Annotated in this window: 21 protein-coding genes and 1 pseudogene; 12 read left to right on the top strand and 10 right to left on the bottom strand. The window is 75.5% G+C overall.

Annotated elements, in window-relative coordinates; translation table 11 throughout:
* Positions 1 to 10: 10 nt before the first annotated feature.
* The 4 genes from OG618_RS30705 to OG618_RS30690 form a co-directional block, all read right to left on the bottom strand.
* Positions 11 to 784 carry a sugar transferase gene (locus tag OG618_RS30705; protein ID WP_329490828.1) on the bottom strand — a complete coding sequence of 258 codons (774 nt, stop codon included), beginning with the start codon at positions 782 to 784 and terminating at the stop codon, positions 11 to 13.
* A 43-nt stretch (positions 785 to 827) separates the two neighbouring features.
* Complete coding sequence (locus OG618_RS30700; protein ID WP_329490827.1) at positions 828 to 2,036, bottom strand: glycosyltransferase; 1,209 nt, start codon at positions 2,034 to 2,036, stop codon at positions 828 to 830.
* Positions 2,029 to 2,880 carry a polysaccharide deacetylase family protein gene (locus tag OG618_RS30695; RefSeq protein ID WP_329490826.1) on the bottom strand — a complete coding sequence of 284 codons (852 nt, stop codon included), beginning with the start codon at positions 2,878 to 2,880 and terminating at the stop codon, positions 2,029 to 2,031. The genes OG618_RS30700 and OG618_RS30695 overlap by 8 nt, the downstream gene beginning before the upstream one ends.
* Before the next feature lie 375 nt (positions 2,881 to 3,255).
* On the bottom strand, positions 3,256 to 3,480 hold the full coding sequence (locus OG618_RS30690; protein ID WP_329490825.1) for a hypothetical protein: 225 nt from the start codon (positions 3,478 to 3,480) through the stop codon (positions 3,256 to 3,258).
* A 400-nt stretch (positions 3,481 to 3,880) separates the two neighbouring features.
* On the opposite strand from OG618_RS30690, the gene OG618_RS30685 reads away from it, so the two are divergent.
* Positions 3,881 to 5,089 carry a polysaccharide deacetylase family protein gene (locus OG618_RS30685; RefSeq protein WP_329490824.1) on the top strand — a complete coding sequence of 403 codons (1,209 nt, stop codon included), beginning with the start codon at positions 3,881 to 3,883 and terminating at the stop codon, positions 5,087 to 5,089.
* 254 nt (positions 5,090 to 5,343) lie between these two features.
* On the opposite strand, the gene OG618_RS30680 is transcribed toward OG618_RS30685, so the two are convergent.
* Positions 5,344 to 6,114, bottom strand: coding sequence for a glutamate racemase (locus OG618_RS30680; protein ID WP_329490823.1), 771 nt, complete (start codon positions 6,112 to 6,114; stop codon positions 5,344 to 5,346).
* A gap of 57 nt (positions 6,115 to 6,171) precedes the next feature.
* Between OG618_RS30680 and OG618_RS30675 the strand changes: the two genes are divergently transcribed.
* Complete coding sequence (locus OG618_RS30675) at positions 6,172 to 7,311, top strand: glycosyltransferase (RefSeq protein ID WP_329490822.1); 1,140 nt, start codon at positions 6,172 to 6,174, stop codon at positions 7,309 to 7,311.
* Between the two features lie 25 nt (positions 7,312 to 7,336).
* A complete protein-coding gene (locus OG618_RS30670) occupies positions 7,337 to 8,080 on the top strand; it encodes an SAM-dependent methyltransferase (protein ID WP_329490821.1) in 744 nt (247 codons plus the stop codon).
* A gap of 146 nt (positions 8,081 to 8,226) precedes the next feature.
* Here OG618_RS30670 and OG618_RS30665 read toward each other — a convergent pair whose 3' ends face one another.
* The 5 genes from OG618_RS30665 to OG618_RS30645 form a co-directional block, all read right to left on the bottom strand.
* Entirely contained in the window at positions 8,227 to 9,426 is a 1,200-nt protein-coding gene (locus tag OG618_RS30665) for a glycosyltransferase family 4 protein (protein ID WP_329490820.1), read from the bottom strand.
* Between the two features lie 3 nt (positions 9,427 to 9,429).
* Positions 9,430 to 10,629 (bottom strand): ABC transporter ATP-binding protein, encoded by a 1,200-nt coding sequence (locus OG618_RS30660; RefSeq protein WP_329490819.1) that lies wholly within the window; start codon positions 10,627 to 10,629, stop codon positions 9,430 to 9,432.
* Positions 10,619 to 11,524: an ABC transporter permease gene (locus OG618_RS30655; protein ID WP_329490818.1), complete on the bottom strand. Its 906-nt coding sequence runs from the start codon at positions 11,522 to 11,524 to the stop codon at positions 10,619 to 10,621. The genes OG618_RS30660 and OG618_RS30655 overlap by 11 nt, the downstream gene beginning before the upstream one ends.
* A gap of 156 nt (positions 11,525 to 11,680) precedes the next feature.
* Positions 11,681 to 12,358 carry a thiol:disulfide interchange protein DsbA/DsbL gene (locus tag OG618_RS30650; protein WP_329490817.1) on the bottom strand — a complete coding sequence of 226 codons (678 nt, stop codon included), beginning with the start codon at positions 12,356 to 12,358 and terminating at the stop codon, positions 11,681 to 11,683.
* A gap of 170 nt (positions 12,359 to 12,528) precedes the next feature.
* A complete protein-coding gene (locus OG618_RS30645; protein ID WP_329490816.1) occupies positions 12,529 to 13,641 on the bottom strand; it encodes a glycosyltransferase family 4 protein in 1,113 nt (370 codons plus the stop codon).
* 310 nt (positions 13,642 to 13,951) lie between these two features.
* On the opposite strand from OG618_RS30645, the gene OG618_RS30640 reads away from it, so the two are divergent.
* From OG618_RS30640 to OG618_RS30600, 9 genes and pseudogenes are all read left to right on the top strand, one after another.
* On the top strand, positions 13,952 to 15,082 hold the full coding sequence (locus tag OG618_RS30640) for a glycosyltransferase family 4 protein (protein WP_329490815.1): 1,131 nt from the start codon (positions 13,952 to 13,954) through the stop codon (positions 15,080 to 15,082).
* A 412-nt stretch (positions 15,083 to 15,494) separates the two neighbouring features.
* On the top strand, positions 15,495 to 17,447 hold the full coding sequence (locus OG618_RS30635) for a tyrosine-protein kinase family protein (RefSeq protein ID WP_329490814.1): 1,953 nt from the start codon (positions 15,495 to 15,497) through the stop codon (positions 17,445 to 17,447).
* Positions 17,444 to 18,583 carry a glycosyltransferase gene (locus OG618_RS30630; protein ID WP_329490813.1) on the top strand — a complete coding sequence of 380 codons (1,140 nt, stop codon included), beginning with the start codon at positions 17,444 to 17,446 and terminating at the stop codon, positions 18,581 to 18,583. The genes OG618_RS30635 and OG618_RS30630 overlap by 4 nt, the downstream gene beginning before the upstream one ends.
* A 54-nt stretch (positions 18,584 to 18,637) precedes the next feature.
* Positions 18,638 to 19,843: a GNAT family N-acetyltransferase gene (locus OG618_RS30625; RefSeq protein ID WP_329490812.1), complete on the top strand. Its 1,206-nt coding sequence runs from the start codon at positions 18,638 to 18,640 to the stop codon at positions 19,841 to 19,843.
* Positions 19,843 to 21,396, top strand: a complete 1,554-nt coding sequence (locus OG618_RS30620) for a hypothetical protein (RefSeq protein WP_329490811.1) — start codon at positions 19,843 to 19,845, stop codon at positions 21,394 to 21,396. Before OG618_RS30625 ends, OG618_RS30620 begins: the two co-directional genes overlap by 1 nt.
* Before the next feature lie 130 nt (positions 21,397 to 21,526).
* On the top strand, positions 21,527 to 22,720 hold the full coding sequence (locus tag OG618_RS30615; RefSeq protein ID WP_329490810.1) for a DegT/DnrJ/EryC1/StrS family aminotransferase: 1,194 nt from the start codon (positions 21,527 to 21,529) through the stop codon (positions 22,718 to 22,720).
* Between the two features lie 128 nt (positions 22,721 to 22,848).
* The gene (gene mscL / locus OG618_RS30610) at positions 22,849 to 23,304 is read left to right on the top strand and encodes a large conductance mechanosensitive channel protein MscL (RefSeq protein ID WP_329490809.1); all 456 of its coding nucleotides are present in this window, start codon (positions 22,849 to 22,851) and stop codon (positions 23,302 to 23,304) included.
* Positions 23,305 to 23,659: 355 nt separating this feature from the next.
* Positions 23,660 to 24,040, top strand: a pseudogene (locus tag OG618_RS30605) (DUF6643 family protein); the annotation flags it as partial.
* A gap of 667 nt (positions 24,041 to 24,707) precedes the next feature.
* On the top strand, positions 24,708 to 25,589 hold the full coding sequence (locus tag OG618_RS30600) for an MOSC domain-containing protein (protein ID WP_329490808.1): 882 nt from the start codon (positions 24,708 to 24,710) through the stop codon (positions 25,587 to 25,589).
* Positions 25,590 to 25,635: the final 46 nt, after the last annotated feature.

Below are 25,635 nucleotides of genomic sequence, written 5' to 3'. Positions count from 1 at the left end.
GCTTCGGGGATCAGGACACCTCCTCGACGGTGGTCCGGACGGGCTGCGCCAGCCGGGGCGCGGTGGCCTGCCGGGGCAGGCTGATCGTGGTGAGCGGCCGGACGGCGGGGTCGGCGGGCCTGGCGGCGGAGCCGACCGGCTGGTGGGAGACGGGCTGGTGGCCGGCGCTCTCGTGGCCGGCGGCCGCCGGGCCGGCGGTCAGCGGCTCGGCGGGCGCCGGGAAGCCGGGGTTGACGCCGCCGGCGGCGGTGATCCCGCTGGGGCGCAGCAGCACGCCGACGGTGAGCGCGAGGATGCGCAGGTCCACCCGGAGGGAGCGGTGCTCGACGTACCAGAGGTCGAGTTCGATCCGCTCGGGCCAGGTGAGGGAGTTGCGGCCCCGGACCTGGGCCCAGCCGGTGAGGCCGGGCCGGACGTCGAGCCGGCCGCGCTGGCGGCGGGAGTAGTGGACGACCTGTTCGGGCAGGGTGGGCCGGGGCCCGATCACGCCCATCTCGCCGCGGGCCACGTTCCACAGCTGCGGCAGCTCGTCCAGGCTGGTCTTGCGGAGCAGGTCACCGAGCCAGGTGATCCGGGGAGCGTCCGGCTCCTCGGGAAAGCGTTTGTCCCGCATGGTGCGGAACTTGAGGATCTCGAACTCCTTGCCGTGCCATCCGGTCCTGGTCTGGCGGAAGAGCGCCGGTCCGCCTGTCGTGCAGCGGATCAGCAGGGCGATCAGCAGGCCCAGCGGAATCGCGACGATCCCGGCCAGGACGGTGACCGCGAGGTCCCCCCCTCGCTTCATGACGGTCCTTCCCCCTGATGCGGTCTGGTGGGAGTGCGTGGGTTCAGTCGACCGTCCAGGGCAGTGCCTTGGCGCGGGCGACGGCCGCGTAGGTCTCCAGCGAGACCCCGGCGACGGCGCGCTGGTCGAAGTGGGCCGTGGCGCGGCGCCGTGCCGCGGCACCGAGCCGTTCGCGCAGGCCGGGTTCGGAGATGAGCCGGTCCAGCGCGCTGGTGAGGGCCCGGGCGTCCCCGGGCGGGGCGAGGAGCAGGTGCTCGTCGTGGGTGCCGATCTCGCGGCAGCCGCGGATGTCGCTGAGCACCATCGGCAGGCCGCCGGCGGCGGCCTCCATGGCGGAGCGGGAGAACCCCTCCCGGTAGGAGGGGAGGACGAAGACGTCGAGGGCCGCGTACACCGCGGGCATGTCGCCGCGCGGGCCGGGGAACTCGACGCCGGACTCGGCGCCGTGGGCGTCGGGCTTGTCCGGGTCGTCGGGACCGATCCAGACGAACCGGGCCTTGCCGGCCAGCGCGCGGGCCGCTTCCGCGTACTCGCGGATGCCCTTCTCGGCGACCCTGCGGCCGACGCCGCCGACCAGCAGTTCGTCCGGGCCGACGCCGAGTTCGGCGCGCAGCCCGGCCCTGGCGCGGGCCCGGTCGCCGGGGGCGGTCGCGAAACGGGTGAGGTCCACGCCGTTGCCCACGACCCGTGAGCGGCGGCCCGGGACGGCCCGGGCCAGGGTGCGGCGGTCCTCGCCGTTCTGGTACAGCTCGGCGTGCGAGAAGCGGGCGGCGAAGGCCTCCGCGCCGAGGACGAACGCCCGCTTGGCGAGCGGGTCGTGGGCCTGCGCCCAGAGACCGTGGCAGGTGTTGACGACGACCGGGACCCGGGCCAGCCGCCCGAGCACACGGCCGAGGACGCCGGTCTTGGGATTGTGGGTGTGCAGGACGTCGGGTCGCAGCCGGTCGAGCACGGCGAGCAGCTCGCGGGCGGCGGCGGCGTCGGCGCGCGGCCGCCAGGACCGGGTCAGGGCGTGCAGCGGCTCGTGCCGGACGCCGATCGCCTCGATCTCGGACACGTACGGGCCGGGCGCGCTGATGCCGTACGTGTCGAAGCCGGCCTCCAGGTCCACCTTGAGTTCGGTGGCGAGCAGGAGGTGCAGGCTCATGTCGACGGTGGTGAGGTGGGCGACGCGCAGCGGTCGGCCGCCGGGGCCGCGCAGCCGCGGGGCGGGTCCGGCGGCCGCGGCGGGTATCGGGGTGGGGTCAGGCACGGGCGCCCACCGCCTTCGCGGTGCCGACGATCCGGGCGTAGGCGCGCTCGGGGATCAGCCGGCCGTAGAGCTTGGCGCGGAAGAAGTCGATCGGGTCGGTACGGCGGACGGGCACCCGGCGCAGCCGGACCGGGTCGACGCCGGGCGCGTTGCGGCCGACCTCGCCGGTGGCGGCGGTACGGAACCTGGCGCGCAGGGCCGGCTCCATGTGGGGCACCGGGACGCCCCAGGTGTAGGCGTAGTGCCGGGGGCGGACGCCGAGGTGCTGCTCGACGTCGTCGTTGCAGGCGTCCAGCTCGGCGGTGGTGAGCAGCTCGGGGCGGGCGTGGCTGCGGGTGTGGTTGGCGACGGTGCACAGGCCGGAGGCGGTCATCTCGCGCAGCTGCTCCCAGCTGAGCGCGGGGGCGCCCGTGGTCCTGGCGGTCGACCCCTCCCAGCGCATCTCACCGCCGACGTGGCCGCTGGCGAGGTAGACGGTGAACGGAAGGGCGCGGTCGCGCAGCAGCGGCCAGGCGTTGTCGTACACGTCGGCGAAGCCGTCGTCGAAGGTGAGTACGGTGGCGGGGGTGCGGCGGCCGGCCTCGATCCGGTCCACGGCCTCGTCGAGGGAGACCACCCGGCCCGGCGGCAGCTCGGCGAGCAGGTCGGCCTGGGCGGTGAAGTCGGCGGTGCTGACGTCGAGCTCGTCGGGGCTGTCGCCGCCGACGCGGTGGTAGATCAGGACGGTGGCGCCCTCGCCGGGCCGGACCCCGACCCTGCGGGCCAGCTGGCGTTTGACCCTGGTGCGGATGCCTCCGGCCGGTCCGGCCGCCTCGGGTGCTCCGGGCGCGGCGGTGCCGCTCATTGCTCCCCCCTCTGCGACGCCCTCCCCGGCGCCGTCAAGTGGCTTCGCATCCGGCGCAGTTGGCTGCCGGACGGAAATCACAGTAGGGGGAACTGTGGGGCTGATGGCCCGGAATTGTGAAAGAAGCGAGAAGGCGTAGGCAGATGGGCCGAAACCGGCCGATCCGGCCGGTCGGGCTCGATCGCCCGTTCAGGTGACGGCCGGTGGCGGCCGGGGCGGCTCACGGGCCGGTCAGGACGTCACGGCCGCGCGGCGGGGCTACGGACCGGGCCACGGACCCGGGCCACGGGCCGGGCGACCCGGGAGGCGCCGCCCGCCGCCTCCCGGGGCCCGGGCCTGCGCCGAGGACGACGCGGGTCCGTGGGCCGGTACCTCTCAGAGGGTGGCGCCGCGCCGGTACCGGAGCAGGGCGAACGCGATCCGGCCGAGCAGCAGCACCCCGGCCGCGAGGCAGCCGGCCACGGCCATCGCCCACGCGGGGCCGTCACTGTCCGGAACCGCCACGGCGACCACGATGCCGAGCGCCAGACAGGCCAGACCGACCACGGCCAGCGGGAGCTGGTGGGTGACCAGCGCGCCACCGCTCCACACGCGGGCCATCCTGGTCGCCCCATGAGGGTGCAAATGATCACGTTCCGCATCTGCCATGAGGCCAAGGTACCCCGGAGCGGCCCGGGAGGCAGCCCGCAGGAAGCGATACCTCGACTACTCTCCGCAACGGGGTCTCGCCCGGTCACGGGCGCCGCCGCTGCTCCGGCGTACGCCCGGAGGCGCCTGTTTTCGGCCCGCGAAAATTCCTCGGCTGTCCGGTACAACCATCCACCGGGCACATCTGTCTCCACTACATTGAGCGATCCAGGAGCCGTCCGCGGTGCGGGTTGGGAGTCCCCGCCGAGGACCGGAAAACACCAGGGGGCGGAGCCGCCGTGCCCTGGAGTCGGAGGCCGGGCTCCAACCTCCGGCGGTACCGCCACGCCGCACCGGCGACCGAGGGGGAACCGTGCCGCAGTCCAAGTCCACGACGTCGACCTCCATGGCCCGGATCGGGTCCGTCATCAGCACCCTGCCGAGCGCCCACGTGCGCTCGTTGCCGCAGGCGGCCGCCGGGCAGCCGGCCGCTCGGCGACGGGCCACCGGGCACTCGGCGGCCGCACCACCGGTGACCACGCAGTCCGTGACCGCGCCGCCCGCACCGGGCCGGCCGGCGGCGGCCCCCGCGGTCGCGGCGGTCCCCCAACCGCTGCCGCGCGGACGGCAGGCCGCCCGCCGGCACGCCGCGCCGACCGCGGCCGACCGGCCCGAGGGTCGGGGCGACTGGTTGCGCTTCGCCCCCGTCCAACCGCTGTTCCGGGCCCGGGCCGCGCAGCGGCTCGCCGTGCTCGCCTACCACGGCGTGACCGATCCGCGGTCCTTCGGCGCCCAGCTCGACCGGCTCCGAAGACTCGCCACCCCCGTCTCGCTGGCGGCCGTCCAGCAGGCCGTCGCCGAGCGGCGGCCGCTGCCCGCCCGCAGTGTGCTGGTCACCTTCGACGACGCCGACCGCAGCGTGCTCACGCACGCCCTGCCGGCGCTCAACGACCGGGGCATCCCGGCCGCCGCCTTCGTCATCTCCGAGCTGATCGGCACGGAGAAACCGTTCTGGTGGCACGAGGCCGACTTCCTGGCCCGGCACGGCGGGCGCGCCCGCTCACTGGACTGCGGGCACCCCTCCCAGGTGCTGCGCCGGCTCAAGGCCATGCCCGACCCCGACCGGCGGCGCAGCCTCCAGGAGCTGCGGGTGAGCGCGGACCGGCGACCGCCCCGGCAGGAACAGCTCACCCCCGCCGACCTGATCGCCCTGCGCGCGGGCGGCGTCGCCATCGGCAACCACACCCAGGGGCACCCCTGTCTCGGACGCTGCGACGACGTCACCGTCCGGGCCGAGATCACCGGGGCGCACGAGGCGCTCACCCGCTGGCTGGGCGAGCCGCCGATCGCCTTCGCCTACCCGGACGGAGGGCACGACCCGCGCGCCGAAACCGTCCTCCAGGAGCTGGGATACCGGCTCGGGTTCCTCTCCGACCACCGCCTGGGCCCGCGCCTTCCCGACCACCCGCTGCAGATCAGCCGGCTCCAGGTCGACTCCACCACCAACACGCGCCGCTTCGACACCATCCTCTCCGGACTCGAACCGGCCTACCGGCGCTGGCGCGGCCAGGCCGTGGCGTAACGGCGGCGGCGGTGCGCGGTGCGTCGGCCGGTCCGACGTCCCGCGCATCGCCGGCTCCGCAGCGAGGGGGCGAGGGGGGCGAGCCGAGCGCCGACGGTGGACCGGCCGGCGGGCCTTCTCCCGCGCCGACCTTCTGTACACGCAGCACCAAGCCAAGGGTCGACGGCCGGGCCGGCGGAGCCATCACGCAGCGGCTCCCTGCGCGGTCCGCGCGTGAGGGGTCGACAGCCGGGCCGCCGCGGCGGCCGTTCGGGTCAGGCGGCCGGGGCGGTGAGGTCGAGGCCCTGCGGGTAGAGGAGCACGGCGGGCGGGAGGGCGGCGCTGCGGCCCGCGTGGAGGACGGTGAGGGTGCCGGTGCCCCGGCGGGTGGGGTCGGCGACCCGGCGCAGGGCCTGGGCCACCACGGCGTCGGCGGAGCCGTGCAGGGTGAGGTGGGCGGCGGCGGTGGGCGCGACGGCCGCGCGGATGCGGTCGGCGACCAGCTCGTAGTGGGTGCAGCCGAGGACGAGGGCCGCCGTGCCGGCCGGCGTGCGGGCCGCCGCGTCGGCGACGGCCGCGTCGATCGCGGCGTCGTCACCGTGCTCGATGGCGTCCGCCAGGCCCGGACAGGCGACCTCGGTGACGGCCGCCGGTCCGGCGAAGTCCCGGATCAGAGCGCGCTGGTAGGCGCTGCCGGTGGTGGCCGGGGTGGCCCAGATCGCGACCGGTCCGCCGAGGGCCGCGGCCGGCTTGATGGCCGGGACGGTGGCGATGACCGGCAGCGCGGGCTCCAGCTCGGCGCGGAGCGCGGCGAGCGCGTGGACGGAGGCGGTGTTGCAGGCGATCACCAGCGCGTCCGGTTCGAGGGCCGCCGCCGCCCGCGCGCAGCCCAGCGCGAGGGCCGTGATCTGCTCGGGTGTCCGCGGGCCCCAGGGCATGGAGGCCGGGTCGGAGGAGAGCACCAGATCGACGTCCGGGCGCAGGTTCCGAAGCACGGCGGCGGCGGCCAGCAGGCCGATTCCCGAGTCCATCAGTGCGATCTTCACAGGGCAAGACTCTAGTCGATGCCCCGTGGCGGGCCCCGGGTGCGGCAGACTGCCCGGGTGACCGTCCTGCTGTGGATCGCCGTCCTCTCCCTGCTGGTCTGGCTCTGGCTGGCCTGCTGCCACGGGCTGTTCTGGCGCACCGACGTGCGGCTGCCGCCCCGCCGGCCACCGGTCCGCTGGCCGCAGGTCGCGGTGGTGGTGCCGGCCCGGGACGAGGCGGAGGTGCTGCCGCTCAGCCTGCCGGGCCTGCTCGCGCAGAAGTACCCGGGGCGGGCCCGGGTGATCCTGGTGGACGACCACAGCTCGGACGGCACCGGAGCGCTGGCGGCCGCGCTCGCCGGGCCCGGGGGCCTGGAACTGACCGTCACCACCCCTCCCCCGCTGCCGCCCGGCTGGACCGGCAAGCTGTGGGCGCTGCGGCACGGGGTGGAGCTGGCCGGCCCGGACGTCGAGTACCTGCTGCTCACCGACGCGGACATCGCGCACGGCCCGGACTCGCTCGCCGAGTTGGTGGCCGCCGCCGAGAGCGACCGGCGGGACCTCGTCTCCCAGATGGCCCGGCTGCGGGTGGAGACCGGCTGGGAGCGCCTGATCGTGCCGGCCTTCGTCTACTTCTTCGCCCAGCTGTACCCGTTCCGCCGCAGCAACCGGCCCGGGGCCCGGACGGCCGCCGCGGCGGGCGGCTGCTCGCTGGTGCGGCGGGAGGCGCTGGAGCGCGCGGGCGGGGTGGCGGCGATCCGGGGCGCGGTGATCGACGACGTGTCGCTGGCCCGTGCGGTGAAGGCGGCCGGCGGCCGGATCTGGCTCGGACTGGCCGAGCGGGTGGACAGCGTCCGCCCCTATCCCCGGCTCGCCCAGCTGTGGCGGATGGTCTCGCGCAGCGCCTACGCCCAGCTGCGGCACTCCCCGCTCCTGCTGGCCGGGACGGTGCTGGGGCTGACGCTGGTCTACCTGGTGCCGCCGGTGGCCACCGTCGCCGGGCTGGCCGCCGGGCACGGCGCGGTGGCCGCGGCGGGCGGCGCGGCCTGGGCCCTGATGACGGGGACCTTCCTCCCGATGCTGCGCTACTACGGGCAGCCGGCGCCGGCCGCGTTGCTCCTGCCGTTCACGGCGTCGCTGTACCTGCTGATGACGGTCGACTCGGCGGTGCAGCACTGGCGCGGCCGCGGGGCGGCCTGGAAAGGCCGCACGTACTGAGCGCGACGTGGTCCACAATGATCAAATGGACCGTCAGACAATCTCCCGCCTCGCCCATGTCCACCACCCCATCGCCGCGCCGATCACCGACGAGTCGGTGGCCCGGCTGCTGGCCCGGGCCACCGAACACACCGACGCCGGCCGGGCCCTGGACCTCGGCTGCGGGGAAGGCGGCTGGCTGGTCCGGGCGTTGACCGCGCGCCCGCACTGGCAGGCGGTCGGGGTGGACCTCGACGCCGCGGCCCTCACCCGGGCCCGGCAGACCGCGGAGGCGCTCGGCGTGGAGCGCCGGCTCGGCCTGCACCACCAGAGCGCGGAGGAGTTCAGCTCGCGGGAGCCGTTCGACCTGGTGCTGAACATCGGGGCGACACACGCCTTCGGCGGGCTGCTGCCGACGCTCGCGGCGGCCCGCGAGCACCTGGCGCCGGGCGGCCTGGTCATGGTCGGCGACGGCTTCTGGGAGCGCGAGCCCACCCAGGCCGCGCTGGACGGCCTGGGCGCGACCCGGGACGAGTTCGCGGACCTGGCGACCACCACGGACCGGGTGATCGCGGAGGGCTGGACCCCGGTGTACGGCTACGTCAGCAGCCTCCAGGAGTGGGACGACTACGAGTTCTCCTGGACGGGCTCGCTCGCCCAGTGGGCGCTGGACAACCCGGACCACCAGGACGCGGCGGCCGCCCGCGAAGCCGTGGACCGGCACCGCGCCGAGTGGCTGCACGGCTACCGGGGGACGCTGGGCTTCGTCACCCTGCTGCTGCGTCGCTAGCCGTCCGGCCGGCGGTCCGCCCGGCGCCGGACAGACCGGCGGGCGGGTCTGCCGGTATCACCGCCCGGCAACCGCAGGGCGGCGGGCGGGCCCGAGCCGGACCACGCGGCGCCGGACAGACCGGCGGGCGGGCGGGCCCGCCTGGGTCACCGCCCCAGCAACCGCAGGGCGGCCGGCTTGGTGAACTCGTACCTGGTCATCTGCTCCAGGTCCTTCAGCCAGCCGGTCACCCGCGCCGGGCGGGCCAGCACCCGGGCGTACAGGTCCTCGAAGGCGGTGGTGACGCCGTCCAGCGAGAACCGCCCGTCCACCCACTCCCGGCCCCAGGCGCCCAGCCGCGCCCGGCGGTCCGGGTCGTCGAGCAGCCCGCGGAGCTGGTCCACCAGCGGATCGGGCACGCGCGAGCCGTCGCCGAAGCCGTACATGCAGCGCGAGGCGTGCGGTTCGACCAGCGGGCCCGGCTCGTGGACGGCGGTGTAGCCGGCCGCGCCGTGGACGACGACCGGTTTGGCGAAGGCCAGGCCGCGCAGCGCCGAACCGCCCATGCCGAGCACGATGTCGGCGGCGTCGTAGGCCGGCCGCGGGTCGGCCAACTGCCCCGGCACCAGGACGGCTTGGCGGCCGAGCGCGGCATTGGCCGAGGCGGCGCGGGTGCGCAGCCGCTCCAGGCTGGGGCCGGCGCCGACGACGACCAGCCGCACCCGCGGGTCGTCGAGCTGCCGGACGGCTTCGACGGTGAGCTCGGCGCCGGCGTCCTTCTCCAGCGCGGGGACCAGCCGGGTGACGATCGCGAGCAGCAACTCGTCGTCCCGGATGCCGTGTTCACGACGGAACGCGGCGCCGTCCCCCCGGCCCGGCGCGTCGGTGGCGGTGTTGACCGGCGGCTCGATCAGGCTGACGTCCTGGTGCCCGAAGGCCCGGCCGTCCCCCAGCAGGGCGCCGAGGCCGAGCACCAGCGGCTGGTGCCGGGGCAGGCCACGCAGCATCCGGATCCCGTAGAACGTGGTGACCAGCGGCAGACGGCCGTAACGCCCGGGCCCGAAGTAGGAGTTGCGCGCCGCCCGGACCTCCCAGGCGTGCAGCAGCTGGCTGCCGTGCTCGGCGGCCAGCCGGCCGAGCCGGCGGCGGACGTCCGCGCGCGGGGTGTCGGGCCCGCCCGCGACCACCACGTCCAGGCCGTGGCCGGCCGCGACGTCGAGCAGCGGGGCCGGGCCCGCGACCCCCTGGGCGAACAGCACCGGATCGTGGCCGCGGTCGCGCAGGGTGCGGGCGATGTCGACCGCGTTGAGCTGGGCGCCGCCCAGGGCGAGGTTGTTGAGGTGGACCAGCACCCGGACCGGGCTCACGGGTCACTCCTCCCAGTGGTGCGGGACGAACACCGGCGCGGCCAGCACCACCGCGCGCGGCGGCGAGTCCAGCATCGGTCCGAACACGTCGAACTGGCCGACCGAGTGCCAGCTCATCAGGGTACCGCCGTCGGTCCGGCCGATGCTGTAGACGCCGGCCCAGAGCGTGTAACGGCCGCGCGGCAGCGGCAGCCGGGGGATCACGCAGGCGACCTGGTGGTCCTCCCCGGTGAGCCGGACTTCGTGGCTGATCTGGAAGATCGGACTGGAGGTGCCCTCGCTGACGCCCAGGTGCAGGGTGGCGTCCCCCCGGTAGTCGCCGCCGAGGGTCAGTTCGACCGTCATCGGCTCGTCGGTGGTCAGGCTGTCGCGGTCCTCGCCCCGGACGGCGTGCTTGAGCAGTCGCAGCGGTTCGCCGGTGCGACCGCCGGACTCCGACTGCGCCTCGATGGAGTCCCGGTAGCCCGCCATGGCCTCCTTGATGCCCGCGTCCACCCGCACCGAACCCTGCTCCAGCCAGATCCCGCGCCGGCAGATGGACTCGACGGCGGGCAGGTCGTGGGAGACGAAGACGATGGTGGTGCCCTGCTCGGCCACCTCGCGCATCCGGTCCAGGCAGCGCTGCTGGAACACGGCGTCGCCGACCGCCAACACCTCGTCCACCAGCAGCACATGGGGCTCCAGGTAGGCGGCGACGGCGAAACCGAGGCGCATCTGCATGCCGGAGGAGTAGAACTTCACCTGCCGGTCGATCGCACCGCCGAGCCGGGCGAACTCCACGATGTCGTCGAAGCGGCCGGCCACCTCGCGGCGGCGCAGACCGAGCAACGCTCCGAACAGGTAGATGTTCTCCCGGCCCGTCAGGTCGGGGTGGATGCCGGCCCTGATCTCGATGAGGGCGCCGATCCGGCCGCGCACGTCGATCACGCCGCCGTACGGGTACATCACCCGGGTCAGCATCTTCAGCAGCGTGGACTTGCCGGAGCCGTTGGAGCCGATCAGACCGACCGACTCGCCCGGCTCGATGTGCAGGCTGATGTCGCGCAGCGCCCAGCGCCACTCCTCGCCCTTCTCACCGCGGAGCCGACGGGCCATCGAGTCGACCTTGTCGCGCAGCAGCATCCGCTGCTGGTCGGCCTTGAAGCGCTTCCACACCCGGTCGGTGCGGATGGTCCCCAGGGGGTGCGTCGGGCTAGGCGACATCGGCGATCCCCGTCTCCAGCTTCTTGAACAGCAGGTAGCCGCCGACCAGGAACACCAGCGAGGAGACCGCGGCGATCGAGGTGAGCGTGACGTCCGGCGCGTCGCCGTACAGCAGGGCGCCGCGGTAGCCCTCGATGACGGCGCCCAGCGGGTTGAAGCCGACGTAGATCTCCTGGAGGCGCTGCGGGATCTGCGCCAGCGGGTACGCGACGGGGGTGGCGAAGACGCCCATCTGCGTGATGATCGGCAGCAGGTGGCGGACGTCGCGCAGGTAGACCACGGCGACCGAGAGGATCAGCGCGACGCCGTAGGTGAAGGCGAACTGGATGAGCAGCAGCGGCAGCACCCAGAGGAAGGTGACGGCCGGGGCGGTCCAGAAGATCAGGAAGAGCAGGCCGAGCACACCGACGCCGATCACCATGTCCACGCTGGCGACCAGCATGGTGGCCAGCGGGAAGACCTCGCGCGGGCAGTAGACCTTGTTCAGCAGGCTGAGGTTGTTGGCCAGGCTCAGCGCGCCCTGGTTCATCGTGTTGCTGAAGAACTGCCAGACGATCAGGCCGACGTAGGCGAAGAGCGGGTAGGACACCGCGCCGGTGTCGATCTTCACGGCGCGGTGGAACACCAGGGTGAAGATGGCGCAGAGCGCCAGCGGGGTCAGCACCGCCCAGGCGAAGCCGAGCACCGCCTGCTTGTAGCGGGCGCGCAGGTCGCGCTCGGCCAGGGCCCGCACCAGCTCCCGCGCGCCCCACAGCTCCCGGGCCACCTGCGCGGGGCGCAACCGTCGTTTGAAGACCAGGTCGGGTGGCGGTCCGTCGGCGACCGCGGGCCGCCACGACGCGGCCGATGTCTGGCTGTCGCGCTCGTCGACGAGCTGCGCGCGTTGTCCCCCCACGGACCCCTGCCCTCTCCGGTACCGCCGGTATCGAGAAGTGGGCCCGCCACCACGGCAGTTCTCGATCCCGGCGGCGCGGCCCGGCGTCCACTCTGGCACAGAGTGTGGTCGCCGGGGGTCGGTTCGGTGAAGGGGATCGGTCGGTCGGGAGAGGCGTCAGCCGCGGGGGTGGCGCTGCTGGTCCTGCTCGACCAGCCGGTCGAGGGCGTCGGGCATCGCCGAGACACCGCCGGCCCGGGTCGGCGTGGTGCGCTCCTCGCCCTGGACGATCACCGTGGGCAGCTCGTTGATCTTGTTCTGGACGAACATCGCGGCGGCGTCGTCGACGGCCCGCCGCACGTCGGCGGAGCGGTAGGCGTCCCGGAAGGTCCGCTCGTCGACGCCCTGGCGCACCGCCCAGTCGGTGGTGGCGTCCTCGGCGGTGAGGTCCTTGTCGTCGGTGTGGACGGCGCGGAAGGCACTGGTCTGGAGGCGCTCGACCAGGCCGAGGCGCTCCAGGGTGTAGTAGAGCCGCGCGTGGCCGCGCTGCGTGCGCTCCTCGGGGCTGCCCGGCCAGATCGCCGGCACCCGGCGCAGGTTGACGTCGGAGCGGTGCTTCTCGGCCCAGGCCTGGAGCGGCTGCTCCAGCTGCTGGGAGTGGCCGCAGTCGTACCAGAAGAACTCGACGGCCTCGGTGCGGGCGCTCTCGCGCACCGGCTTCAGCTGGTCGACGCGGACGGACTGGGAGCCCTCGCGGGACGGTTGGTGGGTGGTGGCCGCGCCGGCCTGGACGGGGGACGCGGCGATCCCGGTCGCGACGGCGAGCAGGACGGTGGACCTCAGCAGCGATTTCACACCGGGCAGTGTGGCGGTGACGGATCGTCGACGGCCACTCGCCCCGAGGGGGCCGGGCCGCGATTCGCCCGATCGGCGCAGCCCGGGCCCGGAGGCCGGTGCGGACGGCGGTGCGGACGGCGTCCGCACCGGCGGACCGGCCCGGGGCCGGCGCCTGCCGTCCGCGCGGGTCAGCGGCCGCAGAGGTCGGTGAAGAGCCGCTGCCAGGCGTCGGCCACCACGCCGAGTTCGCAGTGCGCCAGCACGTGCTCCCGGGCGGCCGCGCCGAGCGCCGTCCGGTCGCCGGCCAGCACCTTGGCCAGCGCCTCGGCGAGCGCGACCGGGTCCCCGGGGGCGACCAGCGCGCCGGTGGCGCCGTCGCGGACCACCGAGCGGACCCAGCCGACGTCGGTGGCGACGGCGGGCAGCCCGGCCAGCGCCGACTCGATCAGGACGCCGGGGACGCCCTCGCTGTCGCTGGTGAGCAGCAGGGCGTCGGCGGCCCGGTAGAGCGGGGCCGGGTCGGCGAGGGTCCCGAGGAACTGGGCCCGGGCGGCGGCCGGGTGCCGTTCCAGGGCGGCGCGCTGCGGGCCGTCGCCGGCCACCGCGAGGCGGACGTCGGGGAGCCGGTCGAGCGCGTCGAGGGCGAGGTCGAGCCGCTTCTCCGGGGCGATCGCGCCGATCCAGGCGACCAGCAGCCCCTCGGCGGGCAGGCCGAGCGCCTGCCGCGCCGCGCGCCGCTCGCGCTCGCTCCCCGCGGGCGGGTAGCCGTCGGCGGCGCGGGCGTTGGGGATGGTGCGGACCTTGCCGGCGGGCAGCCTGAAGCGCTCCTGCAGCAGGGTGCGGGCCTCGTCGGCGAGCGCGGTGACGGCGGCCGCGCGGTGCAGCAGGGCGCCGGCGCGCAGCCGGCGCAGCGGGCTCGCCGTCCAGTGCCGGGGGTCGCCGATGGAGACGTAGACGAACGGCGTGCGGGTGCCGGCCAGGGCGACGGCGCAGGCGGGGAGGGTGGCGGAGCCGTGCGCGACGACCACGTCGGCGGTGCGCGCGGCGGCGCGGAGCGCGAGCAGGGTGGCGGGGTGCAGCCGGGCGCGGCCGAGCACGGTGGTGGCGAGGGTGTCGGGTGCGTCGGGGGCCGCGTCGGGGTGCGGGGCGAGGGCCCGCAGGGCGGAGGCCTGGCCGCGGCGGCGCAGTTCCCGGTGCAGGTCCCGGGCGAGGTTCTGGGCGCCGCGGCGGCGCGGGTCGGTGATCACGTGCAGGATGCGGGGGCGGGTTCCGGCCGTCTTCGCCGGTGTCGCGTCGGGCATGGGAACGACCTTGGCACAGGGGGGCGTCCGGGGCAGCCCCTTCGCACAACCCGGCGGTGGCCCGTGCGCCAGCGCGGTTACCCCTGTCGGGCGCCGGTCGGGTGCCGTCGTACGCCGCCGGCGTCGGGCGCGCGCCCCGGTGCGCGCCCCTGGCCGCCCCCGACCGCCCGGGGCGGCGGGAGGCTCCTGGCCGAATACCTGGCGGGCGGGCGGCGCCACCTGCGATGCTGATCGGCAGTCAGGGTGCCGACCGGCACGGGAGACCGGCCGCGCCCCGGAGGGCGGGGGTTGGCCTGTGCATGTGCTCTATGTGATCGACAGCGTGAGCCGGGTCGGCGGGGCCGAGCAGGGCCTGGTGGCGATGGCCCCCCAACTGGTGCGGTCCGGGGTGAAGCTGGACGTCGCGTACCTCAAGGACTCGCCCGGGGGCTTCCAGCCGGAGCTGACCGGAGCGGGGGCCGATGTCTTCGGCGTCGGCCGGGCCACCCGGGGGCGGACGCTCGCCGCGCTGCGCGGGCTGGTCCGCGAACGCCGCCCGGACCTCGTCCACACCACGCTGTACGAGTCGGACGTCCTCGGCCGGGCCGCCGCGCTGTCGGCGCGTACGCCGGTGGTCTCCAGCCTGGTGAACTCGGCGTACGGGCCGGAGCACCTCAACGCGCGCGGCCTCAGCCCCTGGAAGGTGCGGGCCGCCCAGACGGTGGACGCCGTGACCGCCCAGGGCACCCGCCGGTTCCACGCCCTCACCAGGCACGTCGCGGGCGCGATGGCGCAGCGCCTGCGGGTGCCGCGGGAGCGGATCGACGTGGTGCCGCGCGGGCGGGACCCGGAGCTGCTGGGCACCGTCACCCCGGAGCGGCGGGCCGCCGTCCGGGCCGCGCTGGGCCTGCCGCAGGACGCGCCGGTGGTGCTCGCGGCAGCCCGCCAGCAGTACCAGAAGGGCCTGGACGTGCTGTTGGAGGCCTGGCCGGCGGTCCTGCGGGCGGAGCCGGGCGCGGTGCTGCTGCTGGCCGGCAGCGCGGGCACCGAGACGGCCCGGCTCACGGCCCTCGCCGAGGCTGCGGGCGGTGTGCGCTTCCTCGGGCCGCGCGGCGACGTCTTCGACCTGATGGCCGCGTCCGACGCGTTCGCCGTGCCGTCCCGCTGGGAGGGGCTGGGCAGCGCGGCGATGGAGGCGATGGGCGTCGGCGTGCCGCTGGTCTGCGCGGACGTGCCGGCGCTGCGCGAGACGGTGGGCTCGGAGGACTACGCCCGGCTGGTGCCGGCGGAGCAGCCGGCCGCGCTGGCGGCCGCGCTGGTCGACACGGTGCAGGACCGGGCCTCGGCCCGGGTGCGGGCGAAGTCGGCGCGGGCGCGGTTCCTCACCTCGTTCACCCTGCACCAGGTGTCGGCGCAGATGGTCGGGTTCTACGAGCGCTCCCTGCGCCTGCGCACGATCTGACGGGATCCCGTCGGTCCCGGGCGCCGTCCCGGTCATCGGGCGGTCCCAGTATCGCCAAAGCGGTTGCGCCGCACGTCGGGGCTCGGCAAGCATCGCAGGATGACCGGCGGCCGGTGCGCGGCGTGCGTGGCCGGCGTGGGCGTGGCCCGGCGTGGGCGGGGGCGCGGCCCCGACCGGGCCGGCCGGGGCCCGGCACCGCTGCGCCGCCGGGCGCGGGTCGGCGGGGAGCGAGCCGTCAGGGGGGCGGGTCGGGCAGCGGTTCGTCAGGGGGCGAGTTGCGACATCGGGCGAGGGATTCCACCGGGCCGAGAGCGTGGCGCAGGACAGACAGAGGCAGCAGCACCCGGACCGCCGCGCTCCCGAGGGGAGCTCACCAGCACCACCGCACCACGAACGCGAGGGGATCCCACCGGTGGAACCGGCAAACCACTTCACCGTCCTGCGGCGGTACTGGCGGCTGCTCGTCGGCTGCACGCTCGCCGCACTCGTCGTCGGCTGGCTGCTGACCCCCACCGGTGACACGGTGGACAACGCCAAATGGAAGTGCAAGGTCGCCATCACGCCGGTCGCGGGGGCCGGCGACACCGTGCGGGCCGACCAGGTGCTCTCGTACGCGCAGGGTTCGGACGTCGCGACGGCGGCGGCCCACCAGCTCGGCATCGGCGACGCCGCCGCCGTGATCGCCCGCCGGACCGTGACGGCCGACAGCGCCCAGATGCTCTCGATCGCCACCACCGGGCCGACCCAGCAGTCCTGTTCCGACCTCGCGGCCGCCTACTCGGCCGCGATCATCAAGGGCTTCAGCGACGAGTCCGCCAAGAGCGCCGCCGAGACGGTCCGGAAGCTGCAGGCGCAGGCGGACGCCCAGCAGAAGCAACTCGACGACATCCAGCAGCAGTTCAACCGCTCCTCGGCCGGCGACCAGCCGAAGCTCCAGCCCAAGCTGACCGCCGCGTCCACCTCGCTGACCGCCACGCTGACCGCCATCAGCAAGCTGCAGAACGGCGCCCAGACCGACGCCATCCAGCAGTGGGGCAGCATCGACGCCCGGCAGAACGCCGGCAACCTGCTCTCCTCACCCAGCCGGAACGTCCGGCTGGGCCTGGCGGTCGCGCTCGGCCTCGGCCTCGGCGTGGTCGCCGCGCTGATGCTCAGCCGGATGGACACCCGGCTGCGCACCCGCAACGCCGTCGAGGAGGGCTTCAACCTGCCGGTGATCGGCGAGGTGCCGCAACTCTCCCGCCGGCTGCGGCGGTTGCGCGAACCGCTGGTCCGGGCCCGCCCCTCGGACCCGGCCGCCGAGGCGTACCGCTCGCTGCGCTCCACCCTGCTGCTCACCGGGCCGGACGCGCTCGGCCGTTCGGCCGCCGGGCCCGCCGAGTGGGAGCGCGCCGAGCCCGCCCCGCGCCGGCACGCCGACCCGGCACCCGTGGTGCTGGTGGCCTCCGGCGGCAGCGGGGACGGACGGACCACCACCGTCGCCAACCTGGCCGCCGCGCTCGCCGAGACCGGTCGCGAAGTGCTCGTCCTGGACTGCGACTTCCGCCACCCGCAGCTGCACGCCCACCTCGGCGTGGGCGGCGGTCCGGGGATGGCCGAGCTGCTCAGCGGCGAGCGGCTCGGCGAGCTGGACGACCTGATCCGGCCGACCAACGTGGCGGGCGTCTCGCTGATCACCGGCGGCAACACCACCGCCTACCCGGCCGCACTGGTGCTGCGCGCCGCCGAAGTCCTGCGCCGGGCCCGCCGCCACGCCGACGTGATCCTGGTGGACACCTCGCCGCTGCTGCACGCCAACGACGCTTACGACCTGGTCCAGCACGCCGACGCGGTGCTGGTCACCGTGCGCAGCGGCAATGTGACCCCCGAACAGGCGGATCGGGTCGCCGAGTTGCTCTCCCGGACCGGGGTGCCGGTGGCCGGGGTGGCGCTGCTCGCCAGCTTCGGCCCGGGCGGACGGCGCCGGCGCACCGGGACGGTCGGCGGACCGGCGGCACCGGGCGGCCGGGCCGCCCCGTCCACCCTGCCGCGCCCGGCCGCGCCGGCAGTGGACCGGGCCCCCGACCGGGCCCTGGAGCGGGGTCGGGACCGGGGGCCCGAGTGGGGCGCGAACCGGAGTGCGGACCAGGGCGCGGACCGGGGCGCGGACCGGGGCACCGAGCGGGGTGCCGAGTGGGGTGCCGGGTGGGGCACCCAGCGGGGTGCCGACCGGGCGGCGCCGAGCTGGGCCCGGCGTGACGCCGCCGGACCGGGCCGGACGCGCCCCGACTCCGATCCGGGCGTCAACGGCCACGGCCCCAAGGCCGGTGAGGTCGGCGGCGACCCGGGCGAGCCAGCCCTGCTGCGCGAGGCGGAGGAGCGGTGACCGGACGCACCCGGGTGCTCTGGCTGGCCAAGGGCCTCGGCCGCGGGGGCGCCGAGCAGCTGCTGCTCAACTGCGCCCGCCAGGTGGACGCTTCGCGCTACGAGGTCGAGGTCGCCTACGTACTGCCCTGGAAGGACGCGCTCGCCCCCGCGCTCACCGAGGCCGGGGTGCGGGTGCACTGCCTGGGCGGCGTGCCGGGCGCGCCCGGCCGGGCCGACCCGCGCTGGCCGCTGCGGCTGCGCCGCCTGCTCGCCGACCGCCGCTACGGCCTGGTGCACACCCACATGCCCGTCCCGGCCACCGCCGCCCGGCTGCTGTCGTACGGGCTCGGCGGCGGGGGCGCGCCGCGCCTGGTCCACACCGAGCACAACGTCTGGGACCGCTACCGCCCGGCCACCCGCTGGGCCAACGCGCTGACCTACCGTCGCAACGACGCGGTGATCGCCGTCTCGCACGCCGTCGAGCGGACCATCCCGGCCGCGCGCCGCCGGCCCGGTGCCTGGGTGCACGTGGTGCACCACGGCCCGGACCTGGCCGGCGCCCCGCAGGGACCGGCCGCCCGGGCCGCCGCGCGGGCCGGACTCGGCCTGCCGCAGGACGCGTTCGTGGTCGGCACGGTCGGCAACCTGACACCGAAGAAGGACCAGTCCACGCTGCTCGCCGCCCATGCCGAGCTGTGCCGCGGCCGACCGCCGGCCCGGCTGGTGGTGATCGGCGCCGGGCCGCTGGACGAGCGGCTGCGGGCCCGGGCCGCCGAGCTGGGGGTGACCGACAGCGTGCTGTTCACCGGCTCCCGCCCGGACGTCCCCGCGCTGCTGCCGGGACTGGACGTCTTCGCCCTGAGTTCCCGTCAGGAAGGCCTGCCGGTCGCCCTGATGGAGGCGATGACGAGCGGCCTGCCGGCCGTGGTCACCCGGGTCGGCGGCATGCCGGAGGTGCTCGACGACGGCGAGCAGGGCTTCCTGGTGGAGCCCGGTGACCCGGTCGCCCTGGCCGCCGCGCTCGGCCGGCTGGCCGACGACCCGGAGCTGCGGGAACGCCTCGGGGCGGCGGCGCGGGAGCGCTCCGCCCGCTTCGACGTCGCGGGCGCCCAGCGGGCCGTGGAGGCGGTGTACGAGAAGGTGCTGCGGCGCTGAGCCCCCTGGTCCCCCCCAAAGGCTGCTACCACCGAACGGAGAGCGAGTCCGGACGTGAGTGCCCTGCCCGCCCCTGCCGAGCTGACGTTCCGCCCGCTCGCGGAGGACGACCTCCCCGCGGTGCTCGACCTGCTGACCGCCTCCCTGGCCGGCGGCCCCACCGGCACCCGCACCGCCGACTTCTTCGGCTGGAAGCACCGGTCGGGGCCCTTCGGCGCCAGCCCCGGCCTGGTCGCCGAGACCCCGCAGGGGCGGCTCGCGGGGGTGCGGCTGTTCCTGCGCTGGCAGTGGCACGAGGGCTCCACCGGCCGTACCGTCACCGCCGTCCGGCCGGTGGACACCGCGACCCACCCGGACTTCCAGGGCCGCGGGATCTTCCGCCGGCTCACCCTGGACCTGCTCGGACAGGTCGCCGGTGAGGCCGAGTTGGTCTTCAACACGCCCAACGGGAACAGCCTGCCCGGGTACCGGAAGATGGGCTGGCAGGAACTCGGCCGGGTACCGGTGGCCCTGCGCCCGGTCCGCCCGGCCGCGTTCGCCCGCGGAGCGCGGGCGGCGCTGGCCCGCACCCCGGCCGGTGCGGCCGCGCCACCGGCCTGCGGGCTGCCCACCGCCCGGTCGTGGTTCGCCGACCGCGTGACGCTCCCCGACCCGCCCCGGACCGCCGACCGGGCCGCTCCCGACGGCCCGACCACCGCCGACCGCCAGAACCGGACCGCCGGCCGGGCCGCTCCCGACGCGGCCACCGGCTCCTCCGGAGGCCCCGCCGGCGACCCGATGGCCGGCGCCGACGCCCCGCTGGCCGAGCTGCTGCGCGAGCGGGCCGCCGCCGACCGCGTCGACCCCCGCCTCGCCGTGCTCCGCACCCCGGAGTTCCTGCGCTGGCGCTACGGCGAGGCCCCCGGACTGGACTACCGCGTCCTCACCTGCCACCGGGGCGGCGAGCTGACCGGCCTGGCCGTCGGCCGGCCCCGACGCCGCGGCCCGCTCGCCGAGTTCACCCTCGCCGACGTCCTGGTCCGCCCCGGCGACCGGGACAGCGCCGCCCGGCTGCTGCGCGCCGCCGCCCGCGAGTCCGGCTGCGACCACGTCGCCACGCACCTCTCCCCCGGCACCGAGGCCGCCGCCGCGGCGCTGCGCTCCGGCTTCCTACGGGCCCCCCGCACCGGGATGACGCTCGCCGCGCGCACCCCGACCGGCCGGACCGCACTGACCCTGCCCGACTGGCGGTTCACCCTCGGTGACCTGGAGGTCTTCTGATGCCCCGGCCGGCTCCGGCCCGGGCCGTGCCGGGCCGCACGTCCCGGCCGTCCGCCGTCGCGGCCGTCCGGGCCCGGGTGCCCTGGCCGTCCGCCGTCGCCGCCACCCTGGTGACGGCCTACGTCACGCTCTTCGTCGTCGCCATGGTGCACACCTCGTACGACACCTGGGGCGCGCTGCTGGTCCTGCCGGTGCTGATGGCCGTCGGCACCCCGGTCCTGGCCCGGATCGCCGCCGCCAACCCCGAGCGGGACGTGTTCCGGCTGCTGATGCTGGCCATGACCGCCAAGCTGCTCTGCGCCTTCCCCCGCTACCTGATGGCCTTCGTGCTGTACGGCGGCGCGGCCGACGCCAAGATGTACCACCAGAAGGGCACCGAGCTCGCCACCTACCTGGGGCAGGCCGACCTGCTGGCCGGCGTGCACTACGACCTCGGGATGAAGGTCGCCGGCACCGGGTTCGTCATCATCGTCACCGGGGTGGTCTACGCGATCACCGGGCCGTCGCTGATCGGTGGCTTCCTGGTCTTCTCCTGGCTGGGCTTCTGGGGACTGCTGCTGTTCTGGCGGGCCCTGCAGATCGCCTTCCCCGAGGCGGACAGCCGCAAGTACGCCAAGCTGGTCTTCTTCCTGCCCTCGCTGCTGTTCTGGCCGTCCAGCATCGGCAAGGACGCCTGGATGATGTTCTGCCTGGGCCTGACCACCTACGGGACCGCCCGGCTGCTGGACCGCCGGTTCGGCGCCTTCGCCTGCATCGCGCTCGGCTCGGTCGGCACCGCGATGGTCCGCCCGCACGTCACCGCGCTCGCCGGGGCCGGCCTGCTGGTCGCCTACGTGCTGCGCAAGCGGCCGCGGCAGGCCAGCGCGCTCGGACCGCTGCGGACCATCCTGACCGCCGTGGTGCTCGGCGCGATGGCGGTGCTGATGCTGCAACAGGTCTCGACCTTCTTCGGTACCGACGGCACCGGCGGCGACGCCGTCAACCAGGTGCTCTCGGAGACCTCGCGGCGCACCAGCCAGGGCAACTCGATGATCAGCGCGACCGCCCCGGAGGACGCCGCACCGCGGTTCAGCCTGAATCCGGCCGGGCTGCCGGTCGCCGTGGTCAGCGTGCTCTTCCGGCCCTTCCCCTTCGAGGCCTCGAACATCCAGAACCTGATCCAGTCGGTGGAGTGCTTCGCCCTGCTGGTGATGTTCATCCGGAGCTGGCCGCAGCTCAGCAGAGTGCCGCGGCTCTTCGTGCAGCGGTCCTACGTCGCCTTCACCACCGTCTACACGCTGCTGTTCTGCTGGGCCTTCTCGACCATCAACAACATGGGCATCCTGTCCCGCGAACGCGTCCAGGTACTGCCCCTGGTGCTGGTCCTGCTGGTCGTCCCGGCCGCCTCCACCGCCGCCCGGGGGGCCGCCGAGCGCCGGCCGCCGCCGGTCTGGCGGGTGGCGCCGGGGCAGTGGGGCGGCCAGCGGCGGCCGCCCGGGCCCCACCCCGTCCGGCTCGGCGGACGGGAGCCCGGGGCGGCGGCGCCGTCCCGAGGGGGACCCACCGCGTCCTGACCCCTCCCCCCGCCCCGGCTCCGGCCCGTCCCGGCGCCCGGTTCCAGGGCTCCGCCGACCTCGCGGACACCACCGCCCGTTCGCACTCCCCCGCCACTGGCGAGCACCGGACTACCCACGGAGGTATCTGATGACCACCGACACCCTTGCCCTGCCCGCCGCCCTCGGCGGCACGCCCGCCTTCCCGGAGGGGCTCCCGCTCACCCGCGTCCAGGTCCCGGACCGCGCCACCCTGCTGGAGCGGCTCGGCGCCGTCCTGGACAGCGGGCAACTGACCAACGGCCGTACCGTCGCCGAGCTGGAGGAGGCCGCCGCCGAACTGCTGGACGTGCCGCACGTGGTGGCCGTCTCCAACTGCACCGCCGGCCTGATGCTGGTGCTCCAGGCGGCCGGTGTGGCCGACGGCCGCCCGGTGGTGATGCCCGGCTTCACCTTCTCCGCCACCGCCCACGCCGCGCACTGGGCCGGCGGCACCCCGGTGTTCGCCGAGGCCCGTGAGCGCGACATCACCCTGGACCCCGAGGACGCCGCCGCCCGGCTCGCCGCCGCCGACCGCCCGGCCGCGCTGATGGCCACCCACGTGTACGGCACGCCCTGCCAGGTGGAGCGCCTCCAGGAGGTCGCCGACGCGGCCGGCGTGCCGCTGGTGTACGACTCCGCGCACGGCTTCGGCAGCAGCCGCCGCGGTGTGCCGATCGGCAACTTCGGCTACGCCGAGGTGTTCTCGATGAGCCCCACCAAGGTCGCGGTGGCCGGTGAGGGCGGCCTGGTCGCCACCCGGGACGCCGCGCTCGCCGGACGGCTGCGCACCGCCCGCGACTACGGCAACCCGGGCGACTACGACACGCTGTTCCCCGGCCTGAATGCCCGAATGAGCGAGCTGCACGCCGCCGTCGGTCTCAACTGGCTGGCCGGGCTGCCCGAACGGGTGGTCCACCGGGGCACACTCGTCGCCGAGTTCGCCGCCGTGACCGCCGGACTGCCGGGGCTGCGGCTGGCCCTGCCGGAGGACGGCGACGTGTCCACCTTCAAGGACCTCACGCTCGTCCTGGACGCCGCGGCGTTCGGGCTCAGCACGCGCCAACTCGCCGACGCGCTCAGGGCGGAGGGCATCGACTCGCGCCGCTACTTCCACCCGCCGGTGCAGCGCCAGCGGGCCTACGCCCACCTCGGCCAGGCCGAGTCGCTCCCGCTGACCGACCGGCTGGCGGACTCGGTGCTGACGGTGCCGCTCTGGACCCAGATGGACGCGCCCACGGTACGCCGGATCGCCGGAGCGGTAGTCCGGATCCAGCCGTACGCGGAGCGTCTGCGCGCCGCCTGACCGGGCCGCGTCCCGTTAGGCGGATCGGGTGAACGCGGTTGGACCGCGGCCCCGCCCGGTCGGCAGGATGTCCGGCCGGGGCCCGCGGCCCCATCTCACCCTCCCCCGTACGGATTTGGAGTCACCCGGTGCTCAAGGGATTCCGCAGCTTCCTGCTGCGCGGAAACGTCGTGGACCTCGCGGTCGGCATCGTCATCGGTGCGGCGTTCACCGCTGTCGTCACCGGGTTCGTCACGGCGTTCCTCACCCCGCTCATCGGGGTCGCGAGCGGCGCCGTCGGCGACTTCACGCAGAAGACCTTCGCGGTGGCCGGGACGAACTTCCCGTACGGCGTCTTCGTGAACGCGCTGATCAGCTTCGTGCTGGTGGCCGCGGTGATCTACTTCATCGTGGTGGTCCCGGTCGGCCGGCTGCAGGCCCGGCTGGACGGCGCCAAGCCCGCCCCGGTGGCCAAGGCGGACTGCCCGGAGTGCCTGAGCCCGATCCCGGCGGCGGCGGTGCGCTGCTCGTTCTGCACCTCCGAGGTGGCCGGTCGGCCGGGCTTCCCGGCGCAGTCCGTGGCGGAGCCGCTCCAGGTGCGCTGACCTCGGGTTCTGCCACGCCCGGCGGCTCTCACCGTGACTTTATCCCCGAAACATTCACGAGCCCTCGCCGCGCAGTCGGCGGGGGCTTGAATGCGCCGGCGCACGCCCTGACCGCAAAAGTTTCTTCGCCCGGCCCGGAACCGTCCACCGGCCCGTCACCGCACGGGGCTTCACCAGCCCAGTCCGGGCTCTGTTCGACCGCGCACCCCGGTCCGAAGCTGGCCGGAAGTCGTCGCCGGAATGTCCGTTCTTCGCACTTTCGAAACTTTTGTGCGAGCGAAGACTGTGTAAACACTCGAACTGCTCGCCCTCCCACTCTCCTCAGCAGGCGCATTGTGGGCTTACCGTATGGCCCATGACCTCGCCCCGCTCCTACGACGGAGTCGGCTACCCCCCTCCGTCCTTCTCCTCCGGCACGCCCATCTACGACAGCCTCGTCGCAGAGCGCGGTGTCCCGCAGATCGCGCCCATCAACGTGCCGGCCGCCCTGCCGCCGGCACTGTCGTCCGGTTACGGATCAAGCCTCGGCCAGTCCTACGAGAACCGGTACGCGACCGGGTACGACACCCCCGGCAGCAACCTCCCCGCGCTGCCGCCCGCGCGCCTCGCCCTGGGCCCCGGCCCGAGCAGCGCTCCCTCCGCCGGCCCCACCACGGCGTACATCCCGGCGCAGCCCGCACCGGCGTACGCCTCCGCGCCCCAGCCGCCCGCCCCCGGCTACGGCGCCCCCCAGCCGTACCTGTCCGCGCAGCGGCCGCAGGCCCCCGCCCCCGGCTTCTCGCAGGCCACCGGCGGCGGCGCCTTCCAGCCCTCCGGCGGCCAGAGCTTCGGCGGCCAGAACACCTTCGTCGGGGCCGGCCAGGGCGGCCAGCAGACCTTCGGCGCGCAGCCGATGGGCGCGCCCGGCTCCTTCGGCGGCCAGCCGCACGGCGGCGGTCAGCCGCACGGCGGCCCGCAGAGCTTCGGCGGGCAGCAGAGCTTCGGCGGCCAGCAGTCCTTCGGCGCCCCGGGCCAGAACGGTGGCGGCTTCCAGGGCCAGGGCGGCGAGCAGGGGTTCGGCGGCGCGCAGCTGCGCCCGGCCGTCACCCCGGTCGCTCCGGTCCGCCCGATGCAGCCGCAGCGTCCGGGCCCGTACGGCGAGCCCGCCCAGTTCCAGCAGGGCTACCAGCCCCAGGGGCAGGGCTACTGACCGACACCCCCGGCCGGCCCCACCCGGCCCCCGCCCGCAGCACCTGAGCACGATCCCGACGTCATCCCGCGCCGGGCGTACGGAGAAACGGGTCATCCACGGACCGCCCGGACCGCCACCCCACGGCGTCCAGGCGGTCCGTGCGCGTTCCGGCCCCGGGCGGCCGCGGAGGGCAGGACGCCGGGCTCCCGGGGGGAGCTGGCAGGATGGGGGGATGCTGCTCACCGGACTCCACATCCACCCCGTCAAGTCGATGTACCGCCTGAGCCCCGAACATGCCCAGGTCGAGCCGTGGGGGCTGGCCGGCGACCGGCGCTGGATGCTGGTGGACGCCACCGGGCGCTTCGTCAGCCAGCGCGACGACACCGCCGTCGGTCTGATCCGCGCCGAACCGGCCGCCGACGGCACGCTGGTGCTGACCGCTCCCGGCGGCTCCCGGATCGAGGTTCCGGCGCCCGGCGCCGCCGCCGGCGACCCGCTCGCCGAGGTCGAGGTCTGGGGCACCCGGTTCCACGCCGCCGAGGCCGCCAAGGAAGCCCAGCTCTGGATCGCCGAGCAGCTGAACGGCGACTACCGGCTGGTGCACCTGGACGACCCCCGGGCCCGCCCGGTCGACCCGAAGTTCGGCGGGCCCGGCGACACCGTCTCGATGGCCGACGGCTTCCCGCTGCTGCTCACCACCACCGCTTCGCTGGACCGGCTCAACGCGCTGATCGCACAGGAGCACCCGGAGGGCCACGATGTGCTCCCGATGGCCCGGTTCCGCCCCAACGTGGTCGTCTCCGGCAGCGAGCCGTGGGCCGAGGACGCCTGGCGCCGGATCCGGATCGGCGAGTTGACCTTCAAGGTGGTCAAGCCGTGCGGGCGCTGCGTGGTCACCACCACCGACCAGGAGAGCGGCGAGCGGCGCGGTCCCGAGCCGCTGCGCACCCTGGCCCGGCACCACCGGCTGCTGAAGAAGGCCTCGTTCGGGCAGAACCTGATCCCCGAGCGCCCGGCCGGCGTCGGGGGCGACGTGCTCGGCACGCTCCGGCTCGGCGACGAGGTCGAGCTGCTGGAGGGCGGCGCGCACTGGCCGGCGGACGAACGGGTGTGAGCCGGGGGCGCCCGCGAGCGGCGGGCGCCCCTCCCGCCCGCGCCGC

The organism is Kitasatospora sp. NBC_01246 (assembly GCF_036226505.1).
In the GTDB taxonomy this organism is placed as follows: Bacteria; Actinomycetota; Actinomycetes; order Streptomycetales; family Streptomycetaceae; genus Kitasatospora.
The sequence above is the reverse complement of the archived record's forward strand: the minus strand, read 5'-3'. Positions and strand labels throughout refer to the sequence as shown.

Excerpts from the sequence above, each read along its gene's own strand:
- OG618_RS30600 (WP_329490808.1), top strand. The coding sequence starts at position 24,708 with ATGCTGCTCACCGGACTCCACATCCACCCCGTCAAGTCGATGTACCGC.
- OG618_RS30645 (WP_329490816.1), bottom strand. The coding sequence starts at position 13,641 with ATGCCCGACGCGACACCGGCGAAGACGGCCGGAACCCGCCCCCGCATC.
- OG618_RS30690 (WP_329490825.1), bottom strand. The coding sequence starts at position 3,480 with ATGGCCCGCGTGTGGAGCGGTGGCGCGCTGGTCACCCACCAGCTCCCG.
- OG618_RS30660 (WP_329490819.1), bottom strand. The coding sequence starts at position 10,629 with ATGTCGCCTAGCCCGACGCACCCCCTGGGGACCATCCGCACCGACCGG.
- OG618_RS30620 (WP_329490811.1), top strand. The coding sequence starts at position 19,843 with ATGCCCCGGCCGGCTCCGGCCCGGGCCGTGCCGGGCCGCACGTCCCGG.
- OG618_RS30615 (WP_329490810.1), top strand. The coding sequence starts at position 21,527 with ATGACCACCGACACCCTTGCCCTGCCCGCCGCCCTCGGCGGCACGCCC.
- OG618_RS30695 (WP_329490826.1), bottom strand. The coding sequence starts at position 2,880 with ATGAGCGGCACCGCCGCGCCCGGAGCACCCGAGGCGGCCGGACCGGCC.
- OG618_RS30670 (WP_329490821.1), top strand. The coding sequence starts at position 7,337 with ATGGACCGTCAGACAATCTCCCGCCTCGCCCATGTCCACCACCCCATC.
- OG618_RS30705 (WP_329490828.1), bottom strand. The coding sequence starts at position 784 with ATGAAGCGAGGGGGGGACCTCGCGGTCACCGTCCTGGCCGGGATCGTC.